Annotated in this window: 16 protein-coding genes; 11 read left to right on the top strand and 5 right to left on the bottom strand. The window is 68.2% G+C overall.

Annotated features, from left to right (window positions below; all coding sequences use genetic code 11):
- Positions 1 to 8: 8 nt before the first annotated feature.
- On the bottom strand, positions 9 to 320 hold the full coding sequence (locus AC1DXX_RS03555) for a plasmid stabilization protein (protein ID WP_478132860.1): 312 nt from the start codon (positions 318 to 320) through the stop codon (positions 9 to 11).
- Between the two features lie 118 nt (positions 321 to 438).
- Positions 439 to 1,332 carry a LysR substrate-binding domain-containing protein gene (locus AC1DXX_RS03550; protein WP_478132779.1) on the bottom strand — a complete coding sequence of 298 codons (894 nt, stop codon included), beginning with the start codon at positions 1,330 to 1,332 and terminating at the stop codon, positions 439 to 441.
- Positions 1,333 to 1,472: 140 nt separating this feature from the next.
- Here AC1DXX_RS03550 and AC1DXX_RS03545 point away from each other — a divergent pair, with 140 nt between their 5' ends.
- From AC1DXX_RS03545 to AC1DXX_RS03520, 6 genes are read left to right on the top strand one after another with little or no spacing between them, the layout of a single operon-like run.
- Positions 1,473 to 2,606 (top strand): C45 family autoproteolytic acyltransferase/hydolase, encoded by a 1,134-nt coding sequence (locus AC1DXX_RS03545; protein ID WP_478132778.1) that lies wholly within the window; start codon positions 1,473 to 1,475, stop codon positions 2,604 to 2,606.
- A 39-nt stretch (positions 2,607 to 2,645) separates the two neighbouring features.
- On the top strand, positions 2,646 to 3,524 hold the full coding sequence (locus AC1DXX_RS03540) for an alpha/beta hydrolase family protein (RefSeq protein ID WP_478132777.1): 879 nt from the start codon (positions 2,646 to 2,648) through the stop codon (positions 3,522 to 3,524).
- Positions 3,525 to 3,551: 27 nt separating this feature from the next.
- Positions 3,552 to 4,496 (top strand): ABC transporter permease, encoded by a 945-nt coding sequence (locus AC1DXX_RS03535; protein WP_478132776.1) that lies wholly within the window; start codon positions 3,552 to 3,554, stop codon positions 4,494 to 4,496.
- Between the two features lie 5 nt (positions 4,497 to 4,501).
- Positions 4,502 to 5,329 (top strand): ABC transporter permease, encoded by an 828-nt coding sequence (locus AC1DXX_RS03530; protein WP_478132775.1) that lies wholly within the window; start codon positions 4,502 to 4,504, stop codon positions 5,327 to 5,329.
- Positions 5,326 to 6,987, top strand: a complete 1,662-nt coding sequence (locus tag AC1DXX_RS03525; protein WP_478132774.1) for an ABC transporter ATP-binding protein — start codon at positions 5,326 to 5,328, stop codon at positions 6,985 to 6,987. Before AC1DXX_RS03530 ends, AC1DXX_RS03525 begins: the two co-directional genes overlap by 4 nt.
- A gap of 38 nt (positions 6,988 to 7,025) precedes the next feature.
- Positions 7,026 to 8,591, top strand: coding sequence for an ABC transporter substrate-binding protein (locus AC1DXX_RS03520; RefSeq protein ID WP_478132773.1), 1,566 nt, complete (start codon positions 7,026 to 7,028; stop codon positions 8,589 to 8,591).
- Positions 8,592 to 8,858: 267 nt separating this feature from the next.
- Here AC1DXX_RS03520 and AC1DXX_RS03515 read toward each other — a convergent pair whose 3' ends face one another.
- Entirely contained in the window at positions 8,859 to 9,500 is a 642-nt protein-coding gene (locus AC1DXX_RS03515; protein WP_478132772.1) for an alpha-ketoglutarate-dependent dioxygenase AlkB, read from the bottom strand.
- A complete protein-coding gene (locus AC1DXX_RS03510) occupies positions 9,487 to 11,805 on the bottom strand; it encodes an ATP-dependent DNA helicase (RefSeq protein ID WP_478132771.1) in 2,319 nt (772 codons plus the stop codon). The genes AC1DXX_RS03515 and AC1DXX_RS03510 overlap by 14 nt, the downstream gene beginning before the upstream one ends.
- Before the next feature lie 143 nt (positions 11,806 to 11,948).
- On the opposite strand from AC1DXX_RS03510, the gene AC1DXX_RS03505 reads away from it, so the two are divergent.
- The 5 genes from AC1DXX_RS03505 (at position 11,949) to AC1DXX_RS03485 (ending at position 18,544) form a co-directional block, all read left to right on the top strand.
- Positions 11,949 to 15,437 carry a response regulator gene (locus AC1DXX_RS03505; RefSeq protein WP_478132770.1) on the top strand — a complete coding sequence of 1,163 codons (3,489 nt, stop codon included), beginning with the start codon at positions 11,949 to 11,951 and terminating at the stop codon, positions 15,435 to 15,437.
- Between the two features lie 80 nt (positions 15,438 to 15,517).
- Positions 15,518 to 16,300 (top strand): CheR family methyltransferase, encoded by a 783-nt coding sequence (locus AC1DXX_RS03500; protein WP_478132859.1) that lies wholly within the window; start codon positions 15,518 to 15,520, stop codon positions 16,298 to 16,300.
- The gene (locus tag AC1DXX_RS03495) at positions 16,297 to 16,902 is read left to right on the top strand and encodes a chemotaxis protein CheB (protein WP_478132769.1); all 606 of its coding nucleotides are present in this window, start codon (positions 16,297 to 16,299) and stop codon (positions 16,900 to 16,902) included. Before AC1DXX_RS03500 ends, AC1DXX_RS03495 begins: the two co-directional genes overlap by 4 nt.
- A complete protein-coding gene (locus AC1DXX_RS03490; RefSeq protein ID WP_478132768.1) occupies positions 16,892 to 18,109 on the top strand; it encodes a hybrid sensor histidine kinase/response regulator in 1,218 nt (405 codons plus the stop codon). Before AC1DXX_RS03495 ends, AC1DXX_RS03490 begins: the two co-directional genes overlap by 11 nt.
- Before the next feature lie 72 nt (positions 18,110 to 18,181).
- Entirely contained in the window at positions 18,182 to 18,544 is a 363-nt protein-coding gene (locus AC1DXX_RS03485) for a response regulator (protein WP_478132767.1), read from the top strand.
- Here the strand turns inward: AC1DXX_RS03485 and AC1DXX_RS03480 are convergent.
- Positions 18,541 to 19,743, bottom strand: coding sequence for an aromatic ring-hydroxylating oxygenase subunit alpha (locus AC1DXX_RS03480; protein WP_478132766.1), 1,203 nt, complete (start codon positions 19,741 to 19,743; stop codon positions 18,541 to 18,543). The genes AC1DXX_RS03485 and AC1DXX_RS03480 overlap by 4 nt on opposite strands.
- Positions 19,744 to 19,800: the final 57 nt, after the last annotated feature.

Genomic DNA, 19,800 nt, shown 5'->3' with positions numbered 1-19,800 from the left:
GCTTGCCTTCAGCCGCGCTTCTCGGCGTTGCGCTTGCGCGTGGCTGCGCCCTTGATGGCCGACGCCGAGCGTTCCGCAGCGGTTCTGGAAGCGGCAGCAGCGCCACCCTTGTGGCCGCCCTTGCGCGAAGGCGCATGGTTCTCCGTCTTGCCGCGGCCCGAGCCGCTCTTCTTGCCGCCGCCGGTCTCGGCATTCACCGTGGCCCAGGCGCGGCGTTCGGCCTCGGCCTTGCCGACACCGCGGTGCTCGTAGCCCTCCTCGATGTGCTCGGCCTTGCGTTTCTGCTTGTCCGTATAGGACGACTTGTCGCCTCTTGGCATGTTCATCGCTCCTTCGGGTTTGAGAAGCTTCACATGCTGGGCGCATGCGCCGCGCCGTGGGTAAGAAGATGCACGCCTTGCGCGTCGGTGCTGTCTGTCGCGGCGCGATCGAAAGGTTTCAGCCGCCCGGCTTCATCCGCCGAAGGTGCGCCAGCATTTCCTCGCGGACCACGCCAGTGATGTGGCTGCGCCTCCCGTTCTCCAGCATGCCCAGCCGGCGCGCGATGGGGCGGCCCGGCAATTGCAGCACGCACAGCGCGGGATCGCTTTCCCAGTCGAAATTCTTCAAGAGCGGCGCCATGGTGAAGCCCACGTTCTTGCGCACCAGCTCGGCGATGGCGAGCAGCGAGTTGAGTTCCAGGAACTCCTTCGGAACGAGCTGCAGCCGCCGCAGGACGCGGTCGATCCGTGCACCGGTCGGCGTGCGCCGGTCGAAGCGGATGAAGGGATGGGTGGCGAACAGGCTCGCGATGTTGGTGTCGGGCGAAGCGATGCCCGAGTTGGCGATGACGGTGAGCGCCTCGTCGTAGCACGGCGTCCACAGCAGGCCCGGCACCTCGGGCCATTGGCGCTCGACGACCACGGCCGCGTCGAGCTCGCCGCTCACCACGTCCTGCATCAGCTGCGATTGCTCGCGCACGCGCAGCTCGACCTCGAGGTTCGGATGCAGCGACTTGAGCGCCGCCAGCGTGCTCGACAACAGGCCCATGGCCGAGATGAGCGAGCCGAGCTTGATGGTGCCGGCGATCTGCCGCTGGTCCTGCAGGTCGCGCCGCATCGACTCGTACTGCGCCAGCAGTTCTTCGGCGCGCGGCAGCAGCAGGTGGCCGGCCGGGCTCAGCACCATGGTGCGGCCGGTCTTGTCGAACAGCGTCTTCTTCATCTCCGCCTCGAGCGCGCGCATCTGCTGGCCCACGGCCGCCTGGGTCAGGGCCACCTGGTCGGCCGCAGCCGCGAAAGAGCCGCCACGGGCCGCGGCCACGAAGGTGCGAAGAAAGCGGATGGTGCTCATGCAGAAAAAGGTAAATAAATTCTTTATCAACTCTAAATGATTTTTAAATTTATTTTTTCCTGTTCTTGCAAAACAATGCGGGCCATAGACAGCGCTCTACCGCGTTCCTGCGGCAGGCAGATGACACCTCTCGGCGGCCCATGACCACTCCTGAATACTTTCCTCTCGTCGATGTTTCCGGTACGCCGCATGCGCGCGGCGTGCAGCATGGCCGCGCCGTGCCCGAGCGCGTGGCGGGGGGCGTCGCGCTCTACCGCGCCCAGCTGGGCCGGCGCGGGCTCGACGAGGCCACGATCCGCCAGCTTGCGCAGTCGATGCTGCCGGTCATCGAGGCCTACGACGGCAGCTACCTCGAGGAGATGCGCGGCATCGCCGAAGGCGCCGGGGTATCGCTCGAAGACATCGTGATGATCAATTGCCGCACCGAGATGCTGTTCGGCTATGCCGACATGAAGCAGACCGCCGCCCCGCCCTCCGACCCCGCACCAAGCGAAGACGGCGATTGCACCGGCCTCGTCGTGCTGCCCGCGCGCTCGGCCACCGGCCGACTCATGCACGCCCACAACTGGGACTGGCGCCAGGAATGCGTCGACACCGGCATCGTGCTGCGCATCCGCAGCGAGAGCGGCCCCGACATGCTCACCTTCACCGAAGCCGGCGCCCTCGCACGCCACGGCTTCAACGCCAACGGCGTCTCGCTCACCGGCAATTCGCTGACCTGCGACGAGGACTTCCGCAAGGGCGCGGGCGTGCCGCTGGTGCTGCTGCGCCGCCGCGTGCTGGAGTCCGCCAACCTGGCCCAGGCGATGAAGACCATCTGGGCCTCGAAGCGCTATTGCGCCAACAACATGATCCTGGCGCAGGCCACCGGCAGCGACGGCTCGGGCATCAGCCTCGAGACCTCGCCCGGCGAGATCTTCTGGACCCTGCCTGAGAACGACCTGCTGGTGCATGCGAATCACTGGATGTCTCCCTCTGCCGTGATCAAGCTGCGCGACCCCGGCCTGCCGCAGCGCCCCGACAGCATCTACCGCCAGCACCGCGTGGAAAACGCGCTCGGCCGCATCGACGGCCCCATCGGGTGGGCGCATGTGAAGGCCGCGCTGGCCGACGAATTCGGCAAGCCCGACGGCGTGCTGCGCACCCCCAAGCCCGCGGACTTCAGCAGCATCTCGGCCACCGTGGCCACCACGCTCATGGATGCGGCCAACCGCGTGATGTGGGTGGCGCGCAAACCTTACGAAGCTCGCAACTTCCAGGAATACACGCTGTAGTTCCGGCGGCCCTTCCCTTTCATTTGCAGACCCTTCTCCATGACCGAAACCACCGAAGCACCCACGTCACAGGCGGAGCAACGCGCCCGCGCCATCTACGACCTGGGCCCCAGCACCATCTACGCCTCGCGCAGCGACCCGCGCTTCTCATACTGCACCTACGTGCCGCATCACATCGGCCAGCCCGGCACCCGGCCGATGCAACTGGTGGTGGTGATGCATGGCACCGGCCGCGCCTTCGTCAACTACCGCGAGGCCTTCAGCGGCTTCGCGAAGTGGAACGACTGCATCGTGCTGTGCCCCCTGTTCCCGGTCGGCGTGCGCGGCGACGGCAACCGCGACGGCTTCAAGCACCTGATCGAAGCCGACATCCGCTACGACCGGATCCTGCTCGACATGGTGGCCGAGGTGGGCGAGAAGTTCGGCTGCGACTTCAGCCGCTTCGCGCTCTTCGGCTATTCGGGCGGCGGGCAGTTCGTCAATCGCTTTGCCATGCTGCACCCCGAGCACCTGTGGGCCGCATCCATCGGCGCGCCGGGCTCGGTCACGCTGATCGACCCGCAGCAGGGCTGGTGGGTCGGCACGAAGGATTTCGAAACCCGTTTCGGCAAACCGATGAACCTCGAAGCCCTGCGCCGCGTGCCAATGCACATGATCGCCGGCAAGGCCGACATCGAGACCTGGGAGATCACGCACCGCGAGGGCGGCAAGTTCTTCATGCCCGGCGCCAACGACGCCGGCCCCACGCGGCCCGAGCGCCTCGAAACCCTGCGCCGCTCCTTCGAGGCGGCGGGCGTGAAGGTGGCGTTCGACCTGCTCGACAACGTGCCGCACAACGGGCTGGCCTGCGTGGGACATGTGCAGGACTTCTTCGCGAAGGCCCTGCACGCGCTGCGCGCCGCGCCATCGCCGGCCTGACGTCCACCCACACAAGGAAGAAGGCCCATGTTCCGTTTCGCAGCGGCCCGCATCGCGATGGCGATTCCCACACTGCTCATCGTGGCGGTGTCGGTGTTCGTCCTGATACGGCTGATTCCCGGCGACCCCGCCCAGCTGCTGCTGGGCGACCTGGCCACGCCCGCCAGCCTGGCGGACCTGCGGGCCCGGCTCGGCCTCGACCGCTCGCTGCCGGCGCAGTTCGGCATCTGGTTCGGCCATGTGCTGCAGGGCGACCTGGGCACCTCGATCAACAGCGGGCAGGACGTGCTCTCGCTCGTGGCCGACCGCTTCCTGATCAGCGGCCGCATCGTGCTGGTGGCCGTGGCGCTGGCCGCGATGGTGGCGGTGCCCGCCGGCATGATCGCCGCGTGGAAGCAGAACCGCGCGCCCGACCTGCTGCTGGTCGGCTCGGCCACGCTGCTGGTGTCGATTCCCACCTTCTGGCTCGGCCTGCTGTTGCTGTTGCTGTTCGGCCTGAAGCTGGGCTGGCTGCCGGTGGTGGGCTACGTGGGCATCGCCGAAGACTGGAAGAGCGGCCTGCTCTACCTGGTGCTGCCGGTGCTCACGCTGTTCCTGCACGAGATCGGCGTGCTCATGCGCATGGCGCGCGCGAGCACGCTCGAGGTGCTGCGGCTCGACTACATCACGCATGCACGCGCCAAGGGTTTGTCGGAGCGCGCGGTGCTGATGCGCCATGCCTTCAAGAACGCCTTCGGCCCGACCTGGACGCTGATCGGCCTGGTGCTGGGCAACCTGCTCGGCGGCATCGCGGTGGTCGAGACGGTGTTCACCATCCCCGGGTTGGGCCGGTTGCTGGTGGACGCGATCTTTGCGCGCGACTACCCGGTGATCCAGGGCTGCCTGCTGTTCGTGGCGGTGGTGTACGTGGTGGTGAACCTCGTCATCGACCTTTGCTACCCCCTCTTCGACCCTCGAGTCGCCGTCGAATGAGCACGATGAAACGCAAGAAGCGAATTCCCCTCAACGCCTTGATCGGCATCGTCATCGTCGRCCTGATCGTGGCAGCGGCGCTCGTCAGCCTCGTGTGGACGCCGCACGATCCGCTGCGCATCAATTTCGGCTCGCGGCTCAAGCTGCCCGGCGGCCGCTACCTGCTGGGCACCGACGAGTTCGGCCGCGACGAGCTGTCGCGCCTCATGGCCGGTGCCGCCACCAGCGTGTGGATTGCCGTGCTGACCGTGACCTTCTCCATCGTGGTCGGCAGCATCGTCGGCGTGCTGACGGGCTTTCTGCGCGGCTGGACCGACCGCATCGTGATGGCCTTCAACAACGCGCTGCTGGCCTTTCCGGGCCTGCTGCTGGCGCTGGGCCTGCTCGCGGTGGTGGGCGCCAACCAGTACGGCATCATCCTCGCGCTCGGGCTGGCTTACACGCCCTCGGTGACGCGCATCGTGCGCGGCACGGTGCTCTCGCTGCGCGAAAAGGAGTTCATCGAATCGTCGCGCGTGCTCGGCAACTCCGAGCTCTACACGATGGTGCGCCACGTGCTGCCCAACTGCACCGCGCCGCTCACGGTGCTGGCCACCTCGATGTTCGGCTGGGTGATCCTGGCCGAGAGCGCGCTCTCGTTCCTGGGCCTGGGCGTGCCGCCGCCGGCGCCCACCTGGGGCAACATGCTCGCATCGGCCCGCCCGTTCATGGCGCAGGCCAGCTACCTTTCCATCCTCCCGGGCCTGTGCATCGCGCTGACGCTGCTGGGCATCAACCTGCTGGGCGACGCGGTGCGCGACTGGCTCGATCCGCGCATGAAGGGCGTGCAATGACCCCCACGACGAACACGCCCCTGGTCAGCGTGGAAGGCCTGACGATCGCCGTCGGCATGGGCGGCCGCGAGATCGTGCGCAACGTGTCGTTCGACATCGCGCCGGGCGAGATGGTCGGCATCGTCGGCGAATCCGGCAGCGGCAAGACGCAGGCCGCACGCGCCCTGATGGGCCTGACGCCACCGCCGCTGGTGCGCACGGCAGGACGCATTCTTTTCGAAGGCGAAGACCTGGCACTCGCCAGGCCGGCACGGCTGCGCGAACTGCGCGGGGCGCGCGTCGGCATGGTGTTCCAGGAGCCGATGACTTCGTTGAATCCGTCGATGACGATCGGCAGGCAGCTCGGCGAGGCGCTCGCACTGCACCGCCGCGACCTGTCGCCGGCCGCGCGCGAAACGCGCATCCTCGACATGCTGGCGCGCGTCGGCATCCGCGATCCTCGGGGCGCGCTCGCGGCCTGGCCGCACGAGTTCTCGGGCGGCATGCGCCAGCGGATGATGCTGGCCTCGGTGATGCTGCTGGAGCCCGCGCTGCTGATCGCCGACGAACCCACCACCGCGCTCGACGCCGTGGTGCAGCGCGACGTGCTGGAGCTGATGGTGGGCCTCACGCGCGAGCATCGAACCGCCGTGCTGATGATCAGCCACGACCTGCCGATGGTCGCGCGCTTCACGCAGCGCATGGTCGTGATGCGACACGGCGAAGTAAAGGAGATCGGCAACACCGACGACCTGCTCGAACAGCCGAAGCACGACTACACCCGCGAGCTGCTGCAGGCCATGCCGCGCCGGCTGCCCGCGCGGCAGGTGGTGGACGATGCGCCCGTCGTAGAGGTGCGCAACCTGGTCGTCGACTACCCCGGCCACCGCCGGCTGTTCGCCAAGTCGGTGCCCAAGCGCGCGCTGCACGGCATCGACCTCGTGGTGCGGCCGCGCGAAGTGGTCGCGGTGGTTGGCGGCTCGGGCTCGGGCAAGACCACGCTGGGCCGCACCATCGCCGGCCTGCTGAAACCGAGCGGCGGCGAGATTCTTTTTCGCGGCCGCCCGATCGCGCGCTCGGACGCCGGCTGGCTCGACTACCGGCTGCAATGCCAGATGGTGTTCCAGGACCCGTACGCCTCGCTCGACCCGCGCATGACCGTCGGCCAGCTGGTCGGCGAGGGCCTGCGGCTGGTCAAGGGCATGTCGTCGGCCGACAAGGCGCGCCGCGTGGCCGAGGTGCTCGACGAGGTCGGCCTCGGCACCGCCTTTGCGCCGCGCCATGCGCACGAACTGTCGGGCGGGCAGCGGCAGCGCGTGGCCATTGCCCGCGCCATCGTGCGCCGCCCGGCCTTCGTGATCGCCGACGAACCGGTCTCCGCGCTCGACGTGACGGTGCGCGCCCAGGTGCTGGCGCTGTTCGCCGAACTGCAGAAGCGCCATGGCTTCTCGTGCCTCTTCATCAGCCACGACCTCGGCGTGGTCGAGCAGGTGGCCGACCGCGTGATCGTGATGCAGGACGGCCGCATCGTGGAACAGGGTTCGCGCGACACGGTGTTCGACGCACCGCAGCAGGACTACACGCGCAAACTGCTCTCGGCCATCCCGGCGCTGGAGCCGACCGATGCCGGCGGCGTGCGGCTGCGCTGGCGCTTCGGCGCCGAAGCCGCCCTCGCCTGACCGCCCATTTTTGTTGTATCTGCCCGCAGGAGTTCTTCATGCCCCGCTCTCTTTTCCGACCCGCAGCCATCGCCGGTGCCTGCCTCGCCTGCGCCACCGCGCTCGCCCAGACCACCGTGACGGTCGCGCAACCGGCCGACATCCGCTCCACCAACCCCGGCGTGAACCGCGACAACACCACCGACGGCATCGTGCTCAACATGGTCGAGGGGCTGGTGGGCTACCGCCAGGACGGCAGTGTCGGCCCGCTGCTCGCGCAGTCGGTCGAGACCTCGAAGGACGGCCTGACCTACACCTTCAAGCTGCGCAAGGGCGTGAAGTTCCACAACGACGCGCCGCTCACCTCGGCCGATGTCGCCTGGAGCTGGCAGCGCTACATGGACCCGAAGACCGACTGGCGCTGCATGAGCGAGTACGACGGCCGCAGCGGCCTCAAGGTGGTCGAGACCTCGACGCCCGACGACGCCACCTTCGTGATGAAGATCAACCGGCCCTCGGCGGTGTTCCTCGACACGCTGGCGCGCTCCGACTGCGGCATGACGGCCATCCTGCACAAGAGCTCTGTGAAGGCCGACGGCAGCTGGGACAAGCCCGTGGGCACCGGCCCGTTCAGGTTCGGCGAATGGAAGCGCGGCGAGTACGTCACGGTGACCGCCTTCAAGGGCTATACCTCGCCCCCGGGAGCCACCAAGGCCGACGGCTACGTGGGCCTGAAGGCCCCGTTGGTCGACACGGTGCGCTTCCTGGTCGTGCCCGATGCGGCCACGGCCGCGGCGGGCCTGAAGTCGGGCGCCATCGATRCCGCACAGATCACCTCGAGCGATGCGCAGGAGCTCAAGGCCGACCGCAACCTGGGGGTGCAGGCCCCCACCGAAGCCACCAAGAACGTGCTGCTGATCCAGACGCGCGACCCGCTGCTGAAAAACGTGAAACTGCGCCAGGCCATCGCGGCCTCGCTCGACATGGAACAGATCGTGGCGGCCGCTTCGGAGGGGCTGGGCACGGTCAACAACGCGGCCATCCACAAGACGTCGGCTTTCTACGGCGCCGCGCAGAAGAAGGGCTTCCACTACGACCCCGCGCTGGCCGCGAAGCTGCTGCGCGAGGCCGGCTACAAGAACGAGAAGATCACCATCCAGACCAACAAGCGCGCCCACGTGCCGAGCTACACGGTGGCGGTGCTGGCGCAGGCCATGATGCAGGCGGTGGGCATCAACGCGCAGATCGAGGTGCTCGAATGGGCCACGCAGCTCGACCGCTACAACAGCGGCAACTACCAGATGAGCTCGTTCACCTACTCCTCGCGCCTGGACCCGGCATTGAGCTTCGAGCAGTTCTCGGGGCCGAAGGACAAGCAGCCGCGCAAGATCTGGGAAGACCCGCAGGCGCTGAAGCTGATCGACGAGAGTTTCGCCGAAGCCGATCCGAAGAAGCGCCAGGCGCTGTTCGACCAGATCCATGCGCAGATGATCCAGCAGGTGCCGATGATCATGCTGTTCAACGGCATCGATGCCTGGGGCGTGCGCAAGCGCCTCAACGGGTTCTCGGTGTGGGAAGGCAAGCCGCGGCTGTGGGGCGTGTCGGCTGCGGCCAAGGCGGGCTGAGTTGTTCAGGGCGCGCTCACGCCGACGGGGTACCTTGCTCCGCGAATGTCCCCCGGCGCGGCCTAGGGCCGCAGGCCTCCTCCTTTATTTCGCTGCGCAAGGCACCCCATCGGCGTGATCGCTCAGAGCACTTGTTGATCAGCTCGCATAAGCGCTGCGCCCATCGTGCACAGGGCACCGGGTGCTCCCCGCAGCGAAATAAAGGAGGAGCGAAGCGGGGGACATTCGCGGAGGGGAGCACCCGGTGGCCTGTGCACGCACCCCGAATCAGCTGCGCACCACGCCGTGCAACTCGCCCCTGTCGCGCCGCGTGCGCAGCGTGATCGAGTAGCGCAGGGCTTCGGTGGGTGCGATGCCATGCTGCCATCCCCATCGTGCAGGCCCGCGCAACAGGTAGATCGAACGCGGCTCGACCAGCACCTGCAGGGCGGGCGCCTGCGAGGCGTAGGCGCCATCGGCGCGGTAGGGCCTGAACTGCATCACCGCATCGCCCAGCAGAGAGACGCCCACGATCTCCTCGAAATCCGGCACGTCGCGGTGCCAGCCGAGCGGCGTGCCGGGCTTGTACTCGGCGATCAGCACATGCGCGAGCGCTTCGGGCGCAACGCCGAGCCAGGCGGCTGCGCGAGCACGCAGCGGATGCAGCACCTCGGGCAACGGCACGCCGGGCCTGAGCCGGTTCGTGTCGAAGTCGTAGCTGCCGCCGAAGCCGATGCCACGGCGGCGCGCGGTGTATTCCTTGTACCGCATCTCCTTGAGCGGCAGGGCCTGGACGATGCGCAGCAGCTCGGTCTCTTCGGCGGCGGCCAGGAAGCCGCGCTCATAGCGCAGGCCTTCGATGGCGGCCACGGGCGCTTCGCCGAAGAGGTCGTCCTGCCCGGCATGTTCGAGGCGTCTAGCGGAACGCATTGCCGCCCCGCCCTGCCTGCACATGCCACCAGCGCGGCAGCAGTTCCCGGATCTCGGCCCGCGCGAAGCGGTCGTCGAGCAGATGCAGCACCCCGCGGTCTTCCTCGGTACGGATGACGCGGCCGGCCGCCTGCACCACCTTCTGCAGGCCCGGGTAGAGGTAGGTGTACTCGTAGCCCTTGCCGAAACGCGACTGCATGCGCTCGCGCGTGATCTCGTTGAGCGCGTTGTACTGCGGCAGGCCCAGGCTGGCGACGAAGGCGCCGACCAGCCGGCTGCCCGGCAGGTCGATGCCTTCGCCGAACGCACCGCCGAGCACGGCAAAGCCGATGCCGCGGCCACCCTCTTCGAAGCGCGCGATGAAACCGTGGCGGTCGGCCTCGCGCATGCCGCGCGTCTGCGCCCACACGGGCACGCCGGGATGCTGCGCCGAGAAGGCCGCGCGGGCGTTCTCCAGGTACTCGAAGCTGCTGAAGAAGGCCAGGTAGTTGCCGGGCATGCGCTCGAACTGGGCGCCGATGATGTCCGCCACGTTGCGCAGCGACCCGGCGCGGTCGCGGAAGCGGGTCGACACGTCCATCGCCACCTCGACCCGCAACTGCCGGCTGCTGAACGGCGAGGCCACATCGAGCAGCGCGGTGTCCGCCGGCAGGCCGAGCGCATCGCGGTAGAACTCGAACGGCGACAGCGTGCCCGAGAAGCAGGTGACCGACACCGCGTCCGCGAACCGGCCTTCGAGGAACGGCGCGGGCACGAGGTTGCGGATGGCGAGGGTTCGCTCCTGCTGCGCCGCACCCAGGGTGCGCTCGAACACGGAGTGGTCGTCGAAGACCTCGGCGAGCCGGGCGAAGTGCAGCGCATCGAAAAAGAAACGCTGCAGCGGCCCCTGCGCGGCCTCGGGCTTGGCCGCGAAGTATTCGGCCATTGCCATGTTGGCCGCCTGCAGGGCGCGGATGAAGCGCTCGGGAATCTCGTCGGCGGTCTCGTAGCTGGCGTCCTGCGACTGCTGGACGGTGTCCCACTCGCGGAACAGCCGGCCCAGCGGGCCGCGCACCGCGGCGGGCGCGGCGCGGTGCGCCTCTTCGAGCGCCGCGCCGTCGAGCTGCGCGGTGTACATGCCGCGCGCCCGCTCCAGCAGGTTGTGCGCTTCGTCCACCAGCACGGCAACGCGCCAGTCGGCGTCCTTCATGGTGGCGAAGAGGAAGGCGCTGCCGTCGAAGTAGTAGTTGTAGTCGCCCACGATCACGTCGCTCCAGTGCGCCATTTCCTGCGCCAGGAAATAGGGGCACACCTCGTGCGCCAGCGCAACCTGCCGCAGCGCCTGCCGGTCGAGCCAGCCGGCTTGCGCGGCCTCGGCGCGGGCAGCAGGCAGGCGGTCGTAGAAGCCCTTGGCGAGCGGGCACGAATCGCCGTTGCAGGCGCGGTCGGGGTACTCGCACACCTTTTCTCGGGCTGCGAGTTCGAGCACGCGCGGCTGCGCCCCGCCCTGCGCGCAGCCCTTGCCGAGCACCCGCAGCGCATCGAGCGCCACCGGGCGGCCAGAGGTCTTGGCGGTGAGAAAGAAAACCTTGTCGAGCTTCTGCGCCGCGCGGGCCTTGAGCAGCGGGAAGATGGTGGCCAGCGTCTTGCCGATGCCGGTGGGCGCCTGCGCCATGAGGCAGCGTCCGCCGGCGGCTGCGCGGTAGACCGCCTCCGCCAGTTCGCGCTGGCCGGTTCGGAAAGCCCGGTGCGGGAACTCGAGCGTCGCCAGCGTCTCGCCGAGCACTGCGCGGTGCGCGGCTTCGCGATCGGCCCAGGCGCCGTACCGGTCGCACAGCAGCTCGAAGTGTTCGCGCAGCGCTTCTCGGGTGTGCCGTTCTTCGAGCACGGTTTCCTCGCCCGTGGCCAGGTCGAGGTAGACGAGCGCCACCGTCATGGCCTCGTGGCCGTGCAGTTCGCACAGCATCCAGCCGTAGGTGCGGGCCTGGGCCCAATGCAAGGCGCGGTGGTTGCCGCGGATGGCATCGAAGTCGCCGCGGAAGGTCTTGATTTCTTCCACGCGGGGTTCGGCGGCTTCGTAGCCGTCGGCGCGGCCGCGAACCCGCAGCGTGCCGCCGGTGGCGGCCAGCGCCACCTCGCTCTGATAGTTGCTCCCCCGCCGGCCCTGCACCAGCGCATGGCCGGCCATGCCTTCGAGCGCGCTGGGCGCGGGCACGAAGCGCAGGTCGAGATCGCCCGCCTTCGCGCCGAAGGCGCAGAGCGCCTTGACGGAAACGACGTGCGCAACGGCCGCTGAATCTGAGGGATGAGAGGAAATCGGAGCCATCTCGCGATCACTGTATGAAATTACAGTATAGCGAGCGATGCCCCGTGGCCGCCGCCGGTCGGGTTCTGGTTTCGGGGTCTGCTCCGACAGGACAATCCTTGAATTTCGGCAAAACTCAAGAGGTTTTGCTTACAAGCGCGCCGATGAAAACTCCCACCGCCATCGATCCCGACGATTTCGACCGTCTGCTGAGCCGCAACCTCAAGCTCCCGCTGCTGGGGGGACTGTTCGGCGCCGTGGTGTTCGCCGGGCTCATCGCGTTCCTGCTGGCGACGCTCGGCTGGGTGGAGCACACCGACCGCGTCACCCGCGCGGCCGGCGAGCTGCAGCGGCGCAGCATCGACATGGAAACCGGCATGCGCGGCTTCCTGATCACCGGCGAGGAAAGCTTTCTGGAGCCCTATCAGAGCGCCGTGCCTCGTCTGAAAGCCGACACCGACGCGCTGCGGCGCATGGTTTCGGACAACCCCCAGCAGATGGAACGGGTCGACCGCATTGCGGGGCTGCAGGAGGCCTGGAACGAATTCGCGAGCGACCTGATTGCCGCACGCCGCGCCAATGCCGACGTGCAGGCCAAGCTGCGCCTCGGCCGCGGCAAGCGGCTGGGCGACGACATGCGCGCCGAATTCACCGGATTCCTGGAGACCCAGCAGGCCCTGCGCTTCCAGCGCAACAACGATGCCAATCGCACCAGCTGGTTGGTGGTGGGCCTGTTCCTGCTGTTCACGCTGACGATGACCGGGCTGATCGCCTACTTCGGCCGCCGCCAGCTGATACGGCTGTCGGACAGCTACGACGTCGTGCTCAAGGCGCAGGCGGAGCATACCGAGCGGCTCTCGGAAGAAGCCTGGCTGCGGGGCGCGCAAACCGAGTTGGTGGGCGAACTGGTCGGCGAGCTGAGCGCGCCGGACATGGGCCGCAAGATCCTTGCCTTCTTCTCGCGCCACCTGGGCAGCGCGGTCGGTGCGATGTACGTGCGCGAGCGCGCCGGCCCGCTGCGCCGGGCGGCGAGCTACGGTTTCTCGGACCGGGCGGAGGCCTCGGCGCAGGTCTTCTCGCCCACCGGGAGCCTGGTGGGGCAAGCCGCCGCCGAGCGGCGCCGCATGCTGATCGACCCGATCGACGCCGACTACCTGAAGGTCAATTCCGGCCTGGGCGAGATGGCGCCCAAGGCCGTGCTGCTGATGCCGGTGATGAACGGCGGCATGGTGAACGGCGTGATCGAACTCGGGCTGCCCGGTGCGCCCGACGAACGCGCGAGCGAACTGCTCGAGATGGTGGCGGACGACATCGGCACCTCCCTCGCGGCAGCACGCTACCGCGAGCAGCTCCAGGAGGTGCTGACCGAGACGCAGCAGCTCAACGAGGAACTGCAGGTGCAGCAGGAAGAGCTGCGCACCGCCAACGAAGAGCTGGAGGAACAGTCGCGCGCGCTGCGGGCTTCGCAGGCCATGCTGGAAAACCAGCAGGCCGAGCTGGAGCAGACCAACAGCCAGCTCTCCGAGCGCACCGAGGCGCTCGACCAGCGCAACGCCGCGCTGCGCCGCGTACAGCGCGACCTGGAAGACCGCGCCGACGAGCTGCAGCGCGCCAGCCGCTACAAGTCGGAGTTCCTGGCCAACATGTCGCACGAGCTGCGCACGCCGCTCAACAGCGCGCTGATCCTGGCCAAACTGCTGGGCGACAACCCGCAGGGCAACCTGTCTCTCGAGCAGGTGAAGTTCGCCGAGTCGATCTACGCGTCGGGCAACGACCTGCTGGTGCTGATCAACGACATCCTCGACATCGCCAAGGTCGAGGCGGGCAAGCTCGAGCTGGTGCCCGAGGACGTGGCGCTCGACAAGCTCGCCCGCAGCCTCGAAAGCACCTTCGGTCCGCTCGCGATGCAAAAGAGCCTGGGCTTCCGGCTCGAGCTCCGGCCCGACGCGCCGGCCTCCCTGGTGACCGACCGCCAGCGGGTCGAGCAGATCCTCAAGAACCTGCTGTCGAACGCGCTCAAGTTCACCGACCGGGGCGAGGTGACCGTGGTGGTTTCCGGCACGGCGGACGGCGGTGCAGCCTTTGCCGTCTCGGATTCGGGCATCGGCATCGATCCGCAGCAGCACGAGCTGATCTTCGAGGCCTTCCGCCAGGCCGACGGCACCACCAGCCGCCGCTATGGCGGCACCGGGCTGGGCCTGTCGATTTCGCGCGACCTCACGCAGCTGCTGGGCGGCACGCTGACGGTGCAGAGCCAGCCGGGCCAGGGCAGCACCTTCACGCTTCAATTGCCGGCCAAGGCGCCGCAGGTTTCGGGGCAGCAGCCTGCGGCGCCCCGGAGCATGCCGACTTACGCCCCGGGCCATCGAAGCCCAGTCGCCGCCCCCGTGCCGCAGGCGCCGGCGCCCAAGGCCGTGGTTCCCGCGCCGCAGTTCGCCGACGACCGCTCGCTGCCGCGCGACCAGGTGCGCCGCGTGCTGGTGATCGAGGACGAGCCGCAGTTCGCGCACATCCTCTACGACCTGGCGCACGAGCTGGGCTACCGATGCCTGGTGGCGCACGGCGCGGCCGACGGCTTCGAGCTGGCCACGCAGTTCGTGCCCGACGCGATCCTGCTCGACATGCGACTGCCCGACAGCACCGGGCTCGACGTGCTGCAGCGCCTGAAGGATTCGCCGCACACGCGCCACATCCCCATCCACGTGGTCTCGGCCGCCGACAACGGGCAGGCCGCCGCGCTGCACATGGGCGCCATCGGCTATGCGCTGAAGCCGGCCACGCGCGACGAGCTGACGAAGGTGTTCGGCCGGCTCGAGGAGAAGCTGACGCAGAAGGTCAAGGTCGTGCTGCTGGTGGAAGACGACGCGATGCAGCGCGAAAGCGTGATCCGGCTGATCGGCGACGACGACATCGAGATCGTCGCGGTCGGCTCCGGCAAAGAGGCGCTGGCGCTGCTGCGCAGCCGCGTGTTCGACTGCATGATCACCGACCTGCGGCTGCCCGACATGCAGGGCAGCGACCTGCTCAAGAGGATGGCGGCCGAAGAGATCGTGTCGTTCCCGCCCGTCATCGTCTACACCGGGCGCAACCTCACGCGCGACGAGGAGGCCGAGCTGCAGCGCTACTCGCGCTCGATCATCATCAAGGGCGCGCGCTCGCCCGAGCGGCTGCTCGACGAGGTGACGCTGTTCCTGCACAAGGTGGAGTCCGAGCTTTCGAGCGAACGCCAGGGCATGCTGAAGACGGTGCGCGGGCGCGACCGCATCTTCGAGGGCCGGACCATCCTGCTGGTGGACGACGACGTGCGCAACATCTTCGCGCTGACGAGCGCGCTGGAGCAGCGCGGCGCGACGGTCGAGATCGGCCGCAACGGCCGCGAAGCGCTCGAGAAGCTCGACCGGGTGAGCGAGATCGACCTCGTGCTGATGGACGTGATGATGCCGGAGATGGACGGCCTCGAGGCCACGCGGCGCCTGCGCGCCGACCCGCGCTTCGAGAAGATGCCGGTGATCGCCATCACCGCCAAGGCCATGAAGGACGACCGCGAGCAATGCCTGGCCGCAGGCGCCAACGACTATCTGGCCAAGCCGGTCGACCTGGAGCGCCTGTTCTCGCTGCTGCGCGTGTGGATGCCGAAGATGGAGCGCCTGTGACGAAAGCCGCCGCACCGAACACCCTGCCGCTGCAACCGCTGCAGCCGTTGAGCGACACCGAGATCGAGCTGCGGCTGCTGATGGAAGCCATCTACCTCAAGTACAGCTACGACTTCCGCAACTACACGGTGGCCTCGCAGAAGCGCCGCGTGCTGCATGCGCTCGACCAGCTGAGGCTGCCGAGCATCTCGGCGCTGCAGGAGAAGGTGCTTCGCGATGCGGCGCTCTTCGGCCGGCTGCTGCAGTTCCTGACGATTCCCGTGAGCGAGATGTTTCGCGACCCGCCCTACTTCCTGGCGCTGCGCCGGCATGTGGTGCCGATCCTGCACACCTACCCTTCGGTCAAGGTGTGGGTGGCCGGCTGCAGCACCGGCGAGGAAGTGTTCTCGCTCGCCATCCTGCTGCGCGAGGAAGGCCTGCTCGAACGCACGCAGATCTACGCCACCGACATCAACCCGGCCTCGCTGGAGAAGGCGCGCCTGGGCATCTTTCCGCTCGAGGCCCTCCGTGGCTACACCGCCAACTACCAGCGCGCGGGCGGACGGAATGCGTTCTCCGACTACTACACAGCGGCCTACGATGCCGCCCGCTTCGACCCCTCGCTCTGCGCCGACGTGATCTTTGCCGATCACAGCCTGGCCACCGACAGCGTGTTCGCCGAAACGCAGCTGGTGTCGTGCCGCAACGTGCTCATCTATTTCAACCGCCAGCTGCAGGACCGGGCCCTGGGGCTGTTCCACGAGTCGCTGTCGCATCGCGGCTTCCTCGGCCTGGGGTCGAAGGAAAGCATCGATTTTTCGAGCTACGCGGACCGCTTCGCGCCCCATGCCCGCGCCGAGCGCATCTATCGCAAGGGCACATGAGAAAGCCGTCTTTCTCCTCCGCTCGCAAGCGCGTGGAGGCCATCGTGCTCGGGGCTTCGGCCGGCGGCATCGATGCGCTGTCCGTGCTGCTGGACGGCCTGCCCGCAAACTGGCGCATTCCGATGACGGTCGTGCTCCATCTGCCCGAGGCGCACGAGAGTCATCTGGCCGAGATCTTCGCGCAGCGCCTGCCCATCCCGGTGCACGAGGCCGCCGACAAGATGCCGCTCGCGGCCGGCAGCCTCTACTTCGCGCCGCCCGGCTACCATCTCTCGATCGAGCGCGAGCGCTGCTTCTCGCTCAGCTGCGAGCCGCCGGTGCTGTTCTCGCGGCCGTCCATCGACGTGCTGATGGCTTCCGCCGCCGACACCTACGGCCCCGCGGTGGCCGGTTTTCTCCTGACCGGCGCCAACGACGACGGCGCCGAAGGCCTGTACCGCATTCACCTCGCCGGCGGGCTCACCGCCGTGCAGGACCCGAAAGAAGCCCTGATTTCCATCATGCCCAGCGCCGCCATCGCGCGCCACGCCCCCGACCACGTGCTTCCCCTTCGCGAACTTCGCACCCTGCTTCTGCAACTGGAGTCCGCCCATGCCGTTTGACGTCCAAAGCAAGCTGCTGATCGTCGATGACCTGCCGGAGAACCTGCTGGCACTCGAAGCGTTGATCCGCGCGCCGGACCGCAGCGTCTACCGCGCCGGTTCGGCCGAAGCCGCGCTCACGCTGCTGCTCGAGCATGAATTCGCGCTCGCCATCGTCGACGTGCAGATGCCCGGAATGAACGGCTTCGAGCTGGCCGAGCTGATGCGCGGCACCGAGCGCACGCGGCACATCCCGATCATTTTCGTGAGCGCCGCCGGGCGCGAACTGAACTACGCCTTCCAGGGCTACGAGAGCGGTGCGGTCGACTTCCTGCACAAGCCGCTCGACCCGCACGCGGTGATCAGCAAGGTGAGCGTGTTCGTCGACCTGTACCAGCACCGCAAGGCGCTGCGGCACGAAATGGAATCGCTCGCGGCCGCGCACCGCAAGCAGGAAGAGCTGGTGCAGCAGCTGCAGCAGACGCAGCACGAGCTGGAGCACGCGGTGCGCATGCGCGACGACTTCATGTCGATGGTCTCGCACGAGCTGCGCACGCCGCTCAATACGCTGTACCTCGAAACGCAGCTGCGGCAGCTTCACCTGTCGAAGGGCAACCTCGCCAACTTCGCTGCGGACCGCCTGCCCGCGATGATCGAGCGCGACCAGCGGCAGATCCGCAACATGGTGCGGCTGATCGACGACATGCTCGACGTCACGCGCATGCGGCGCGATGCGCTGTCGATCCAGACCCAGCCGGTGGACCTGGCCGTGCTGGCACGCGCGGTGGTGGAAAACCTGCGGCAGCAGGCCGAGGCCGCGGGCTCGGTGATCACGCTCGAAGCGCCGGCCGAGTTGCATGGCGTGTGGGACGAGTTCCGCATCGAGCAGGTGCTGACCAACCTGCTGACCAACGCGCTGCGCTACGGCGGCGGCAAGCCGGTCGAGATGGTGGTGCAGCCTGTCGGCGACATGGCGCGCGTGAGCGTGCGCGACCGCGGCATCGGCATTGCGCCCGAGGACCACGAACGCATCTTCGAGCAGTTCGAGCGCACCGAGGGCAGCCGCCAGCATGCGGCCGGGCTGGGTCTCGGGCTCTACATCACGCGCAAGATCGTGGACCTGCATGCCGGGCAGATTGGCGTGGAAAGCACGCCCGGCCAGGGGGCCACCTTCGTGGTGGACCTGCCGCTGCACACCGGGGCGGCGAGCACGGACCCGAAGGCATAGGAACATGCCTATGGCACACCGGGCGCACGCCGCCATACTGCACCATCCGAACCCCATGGAAAGAAACCCGCCGTGAACGTGCTGATCGTCGACGACAACCAAGCCGCTGCCGACCTGCTGCAGGAACTCCTCACGCTGCAGGACCACACGGCCCGCTGCACCTACACCGCACAGCAGGCGCTGGATGCCGCAGCCACCGAGCGCTTCGATGCGGCGCTGATCGACCTCACCCTGCCCGACTTTCCGGGCACCGAGGTGGCGCGGCGGCTGCGCGCCAGCACGACCGAAGGCACGCCGCGGCTGCTGGTGGCGATCTCGGGCTTCTCGGCGCAGGATGCCGCGGGAGCCTCGGCCGAGGGCCTCTTCGACCACCACCTCCAGAAGCCGATCGACATTGCGCAGCTCGATCGCATCCTCGCGCCGCCTCCCGCCTAAGCAACGTCGCGGCTGGCCGGCCTCAGTGTTCCACCGAGGGCATCGTCGATGTTGCGGTGAAAGCGCAGCACCTCGTGTTCGAGCCGGCCGAGATGGAAATCCGTGTTGGCGCCACTGGACAGGCCGCGCTGGATCGCCACCGCGGTGGCGATGTCCTCTTGCTCGAAGACCGTCTGCTCGATGAGCTGAAAGGTCTTCTCCCAATGAGGGGTCCAGTCCTCCCCGGTGCGATCCGGCGGAATCAGCATCGTGTGCACCCAGCGCACCTGGCCCACCGCCGGCGAGAACATGCCGATCAGGCTCACGTAGTCGGGATGCCATATGAGGAAGGTGTTCGGAAACAGGAGCTGCGTCGGCGTGGCCAGTTTGCACAGCGCCTCGCGGTCTTGCGGCGGCGCGAAGGCTTCGAAGGCCGTTCGCCGCGCCACCAGCGAGTCCTGGTGCGGCCCGGCATGCAGGTTGACCGTGTACGCGTCGGCAAAGAAGGGATAGATCGTCTCGCGATGCAGCACGCGGATGTGATAGCCCTCCAGGAACGCGTCGACCGTCAGCTTCCAGTTCGCTTCGTACACCCGGTCGACCTTGCGGAACACGACCATCCGGGGCAGGCCCATCCAGTGCAGGTGCGCGTCCAGTCCCTGCAGGAACACCTCGGCCGAGAACGCCGCACCGGGCGTGCGCCTGACGAGAACAAGCCCGCCGGCTTCGTCGCAAGGCAGTTCGACCAGGTTCAGCGTGGCCGGATCGATGCCCTCGAAGGTCTGCGCATGCAGGCGATGCCGCAGCCGCCCATCGAGCTCATAGGTCCAGGCGTGATACGGGCAGACCAGCGCCTTGCAGGCCTTGGCCGGTTCGGAGCCGCCGCCGGCGACCAGCGCCATGCCGCGATGCCTGCAGACGTTGAAGAAGGCGCGCGCGCGGCCGTCGGCCGCCCGGGTCAGGACAATGGGGACGCCGAGCGCATCGAAGGGCAGCGCCGATCCGACCGGAAGCTCCGCGCTGTGGGCCGCGACGATGGGCCACTCGCCGAACAGCGACGCCTGCTCCTGCTGCCAGTGCAAGGGGTCGGTGTAGCGGCTGGTGGGCACGGTGGCGGCCTCTTCGCCCTCCTCGCGCCTACCGGTGCGTCGCGCCTGGTCGAGACGGTGAACCAGGCCGGCCAGCGTGGCCGGCATCTGCGCAGTGCTTGGATTGTTCATCCGGATCAGCTTAGGCCCGATGCATGCCGGGCGTGTTCGGGTTCTGCCGCGCGGCCA

Source organism: Variovorax sp. P4_B10 (genome assembly GCF_056402375.1).
Note: the sequence above shows the minus strand (reverse complement) of the source record. Positions and strands in the feature narration are given on the sequence as shown.

Coding starts and splice junctions, on each gene's coding strand:
- AC1DXX_RS03535 (WP_478132776.1), top strand. CDS start 3,552: ATGTTCCGTTTCGCAGCGGCCCGCATCGCGATGGCGATTCCCACACTG.
- AC1DXX_RS03540 (WP_478132777.1), top strand. CDS start 2,646: ATGACCGAAACCACCGAAGCACCCACGTCACAGGCGGAGCAACGCGCC.
- AC1DXX_RS03550 (WP_478132779.1), bottom strand. CDS start 1,332: ATGAGCACCATCCGCTTTCTTCGCACCTTCGTGGCCGCGGCCCGTGGC.
- AC1DXX_RS03505 (WP_478132770.1), top strand. CDS start 11,949: ATGAAAACTCCCACCGCCATCGATCCCGACGATTTCGACCGTCTGCTG.
- AC1DXX_RS03495 (WP_478132769.1), top strand. CDS start 16,297: ATGAGAAAGCCGTCTTTCTCCTCCGCTCGCAAGCGCGTGGAGGCCATC.
- AC1DXX_RS03490 (WP_478132768.1), top strand. CDS start 16,892: ATGCCGTTTGACGTCCAAAGCAAGCTGCTGATCGTCGATGACCTGCCG.
- AC1DXX_RS03500 (WP_478132859.1), top strand. CDS start 15,518: ATGGAAGCCATCTACCTCAAGTACAGCTACGACTTCCGCAACTACACG.
- AC1DXX_RS03555 (WP_478132860.1), bottom strand. CDS start 320: ATGCCAAGAGGCGACAAGTCGTCCTATACGGACAAGCAGAAACGCAAG.
- AC1DXX_RS03515 (WP_478132772.1), bottom strand. CDS start 9,500: ATGCGTTCCGCTAGACGCCTCGAACATGCCGGGCAGGACGACCTCTTC.
- AC1DXX_RS03480 (WP_478132766.1), bottom strand. CDS start 19,743: ATGAACAATCCAAGCACTGCGCAGATGCCGGCCACGCTGGCCGGCCTG.
- AC1DXX_RS03545 (WP_478132778.1), top strand. CDS start 1,473: ATGACCACTCCTGAATACTTTCCTCTCGTCGATGTTTCCGGTACGCCG.
- AC1DXX_RS03525 (WP_478132774.1), top strand. CDS start 5,326: ATGACCCCCACGACGAACACGCCCCTGGTCAGCGTGGAAGGCCTGACG.
- AC1DXX_RS03510 (WP_478132771.1), bottom strand. CDS start 11,805: ATGGCTCCGATTTCCTCTCATCCCTCAGATTCAGCGGCCGTTGCGCAC.